Source organism: Streptomyces laculatispora (assembly GCF_017353455.1).
GTDB classification, from domain to species: Bacteria; Actinomycetota; Actinomycetes; order Streptomycetales; family Streptomycetaceae; genus Streptomyces; species Streptomyces laculatispora.
Genome location: NZ_JAFMPZ010000137.1, coordinates 1 through 3,723 on the forward strand (window position 1 = coordinate 1; position 3,723 = coordinate 3,723).

A 3,723-nucleotide genomic window follows, 5' to 3' on the forward strand; every position below is an offset into this window, starting at 1 on the left:
GCCGGGCGGCCTGAGGACGGCCTTCACGCTGCTCAGGCTGAAGCCGATGCGGCGGCTGCCGATGACCTGGGGCCGGATGACCAAGAGGCCGGTGCCGGACGAGGTGATGGACGGCTGGTTCCGGCCGCTGTGGACCTCCAAGGAGATCCGCCGGGACCTCAGGAAGTACGTCCTGGGCGTTCCGCCGAAGGACGAACTCCTGCGTTGGGCGGAGGCGTTGCGCACCTTCGACCGCCCCGCGCTGGTCGCCTGGGCGGCCGAGGACAGGGTCATGCCGCCGGAACACGGCCGCCGGCTGGCCGAGCTGCTGCCCAGGGGCGAGCTGGTGGAGATCGCCGACAGCTACACCCTGATCCCCGAGGACCAGCCGGCGAAGCTCGCCGCTCGCATCAGGGCGTTCCTGCTGAAGGGATGACAGAGCGGCGGGACCGCCTCCACCGGCGCCGCCCGGCCCGTACGGGCGCTCGTGGTCGCGCCGCGCGCGGTGCCCTCAGCGGGTCTCGCGGGCCTCCCGCCGCTCGCAGTCCAGCGCGTCGGTGATCCCCAGCTCGTCGGCCAGGATCTGACCAGCGCGCGGACAATCGCCACGACCACCAAGCGCCTCAGGCGCCGGCGTAACCGTCGGGCGGTGACCACGGGTGCCATGAGCCCGACCGGCGGTCCGCCGTGCCACGTCACCGCGCCGCTGCCCCCGCGACGGCGGCATGTCCGCCGGATGGCGCAAGCAGCTCCCGGCGAGGGAACCGGATTCCGGCGGCCCGGCACCTGGCCGGCGGCCCGCACACACGACGGGCGTGAAGCGGAGCTGCGGCGGCGCTTAAGAAAACCTCGATGGACCTGGGGCGCGCGGTACGGCAGATTTGTCCGCGACGGCGCAGGATGGTGCGCGGCAGCCGGTCATGCGCGCTGCCACGCCGTCCCCTCATTCCTCCCCGGGCCGCAGGCTTCCTCTGGCATGCCCCCGGCTCGGGGAGATCAACGCCGTACCAGGTACAGGGAGCCGCAGCCGTGAAGGCACTCGTGAAGCAGAAGGCCGAGCCGGGACTCTGGCTGATGGACGTTCCCGAGCCGGAGACCGGTCCCTCGGACGTACTCATCAAGGTGCTCCGTACCGGCATCTGCGGTACCGACCTGCACATCCGCAACTACGACGGCTGGGCACAGCAGGCGATCAGCACCCCGCTCGTCCTCGGCCACGAGTTCGTCGGCGAGGTCGCCTCGATCGGGTCCGACGTCGTGGACATCGCCGTCGGCGACCTGGTCAGCGGCGAGGGCCACCTGGTGTGCGGCAAGTGCCGCAACTGCCTGGCGGGCCGCCGCCACCTCTGCCGCTCCACGGTGGGGCTCGGCGTCGGCCGCGACGGGGCGTTCGCCGAGTACGTGGCGCTGCCCGCGTCCAACGTGTGGGTGCACCGGGTCCCCGTCGACCTGGACATCGCCGCGATCTTCGACCCGTTCGGCAACGCCGTGCACACCGCGCTGTCGTTCCCGCTGGTCGGCGAGGACGTACTGATCACCGGCGCCGGCCCGATCGGCATCATGGCCGCGGCCGTCGCCAGGCACGCCGGGGCCCGCAACGTCGTCATCACCGACGTCAGCGAGGCCCGCCTGGAACTCGCGCGCAAGGTCGGTGTCAGCCTCGCCCTCAACGTCGGCGAGCAGACCATCGCCGACGGGCAGCGGGAGCTCGGACTGCGCGAGGGCTTCGACATCGGCCTGGAGATGTCCGGCCGCCCCGAGGCGATGCGCGACATGATCGGGAACATGACGCACGGCGGCCGCATCGCGATGCTCGGACTGCCGTCCGAGGAGTTCGCCGTCGACTGGTCCCGGATCGTCACCTCCATGATCACGGTCAAGGGCATCTACGGCCGGGAGATGTACGAGACCTGGTACGCCATGTCCGTCCTGCTGGAGGGCGGCCTCGACCTCGCCCCCGTGATCACCGGCCGCTACGGCTACCGCGACTTCGAGGCGGCCTTCGACGACGCGGCGAGCGGACTCGGCGGCAAGGTCATCCTCGACTGGACCGCCTGACCTCCTACCGCACCGTCCGGCCGCTTCCGTACCCAGCTGGGAGACACCTTCATGTTCGACTCCGTACGCGACGACATGCGCACCACCCTCGAAGAGATCGAGGCGGCCGGGCTGCACAAGCCCGAGCGCGTGATCGGCACCCCGCAGTCCGCGACCGTCGCCGTCACTGCGGGCGGCCGCCCCGGTGAGGTGCTCAACTTCTGCGCCAACAACTACCTGGGCCTCGCCGACCACCCCGAGGTGATCTCCGCCGCGCACGAGGCACTGGACCGCTGGGGCTACGGCATGGCCTCGGTCCGCTTCATCTGCGGCACCCAGGAGGTCCACAAGGAGCTGGAGCAGCGGCTCTCCTCCTTCCTGGGCCAGGAGGACACGATCCTCTACTCCTCCTGCTTCGACGCCAACGGCGGTGTCTTCGAGACCGTCCTGGGCCCGGACGACGCGGTCATCTCCGACGCCCTCAACCACGCCTCGATCATCGACGGCATCCGCCTCTGCAAGGCCAAGCGCTTCCGCTACGCCAACCGCGACATGGCCGACCTGGAGCAGCAGCTCAAGGAGGCGTCCGGGGCCCGGCGCCGCCTCGTCGTCACCGACGGCGTCTTCTCCATGGACGGGTACGTCGCACCGTTGCGCGAGATCTGCGACCTGGCCGAGCGCTACGACGCCATGGTCATGGTCGACGACTCGCACGCCGTCGGCTTCGTCGGCCCCGGCGGGCGCGGCACGCCCGAGCTGCACGACGTGATGGACCGCGTCGACATCATCACGGGCACGCTCGGCAAGGCGCTGGGCGGCGCGTCCGGCGGTTACGTGGCCGCCCGCGCCGAGATCGTCGCGCTGCTGCGCCAGCGCTCGCGCCCGTACCTCTTCTCCAACTCGCTCGCCCCGGTCATCGCGGCGGCCTCACTGAAGGTCATCGACCTGCTGGAGTCCGCCGGAGACCTGCGCGAGCAGCTCAACGCCAACACCGCGCTCTTCCGTACCCGGATGACCGAGGAAGGCTTCGACGTCCTGCCCGGCGACCACGCCATCGCCCCCGTGATGATCGGGGACGCGGCGAAGGCAGGCCGGATGGCGGAGCTGCTCCTGGAGCGCGGTGTGTACGTGATCGGGTTCTCGTACCCGGTCGTCCCGCAGGGCGCGGCCCGTATCCGCGTCCAGCTGTCCGCCGCGCACTCCACGGCGGACGTCAACCGTGCGGTCGACGCGTTCGTCGACGCGCGGGCGGCCCTGGGGGAGTAGGCCCCGTCGCGCAGGGCGTCCCGGACACCCTGCGCGACCTGGGACAATAGGGCACATGATCGATGCACGGCGGCTGCGCATTCTGCGTGCGGTGGCGGATCACCGCACGGTGACCGCCGCGGCCGCCGCGCTGTACCTGACCCCCTCCGCAGTCTCCCAGCAGCTGGCCGCGCTGGAGCAGGAGACCGGGCACCGGCTGGTCGAGCGCAACGCGCGAGGGGCCAGGCTCACGGCCGCCGGGGAGATCCTGCTGACCCACGCCAACGCGGTGCTGGCCCAGCTGGAGCGGGCGGAGGCGGAGCTCGCCGCCTACGGCGCGGGTGACGCCGGTACGGTCACGGTCGCCGCGTTCGCCACCGGCATCGGACTGGTCCTCGCCCCCGCGATCGCCGCCCTCAGCGCGTCCGCACCCGGCATCCGCGTCCGGGTCCAGGACGCGGA

Annotated in this window: 4 protein-coding genes; all 4 read left to right on the forward strand. The window is 71.7% G+C overall.

Annotated features, from left to right (window positions below; genetic code table 11):
• On the forward strand, positions 1–415 hold a 415-nt coding region (locus J1C73_RS08180; protein ID WP_242643886.1), incomplete at its 5' end, for an alpha/beta fold hydrolase.
• Positions 416–1,008: 593 nt separating this feature from the next.
• Positions 1,009–2,037, forward strand: coding sequence for an L-threonine 3-dehydrogenase (gene tdh / locus J1C73_RS08185; protein WP_207315755.1), 1,029 nt, complete (start codon positions 1,009–1,011; stop codon positions 2,035–2,037).
• A 51-nt stretch (positions 2,038–2,088) separates the two neighbouring features.
• Positions 2,089–3,282, forward strand: a complete 1,194-nt coding sequence (locus tag J1C73_RS08190) for a glycine C-acetyltransferase (protein ID WP_207315756.1) — start codon at positions 2,089–2,091, stop codon at positions 3,280–3,282.
• 55 nt (positions 3,283–3,337) lie between these two features.
• On the forward strand, positions 3,338–3,723 hold a 386-nt coding region (locus tag J1C73_RS08195), incomplete at its 3' end, for a LysR family transcriptional regulator (protein WP_207315757.1).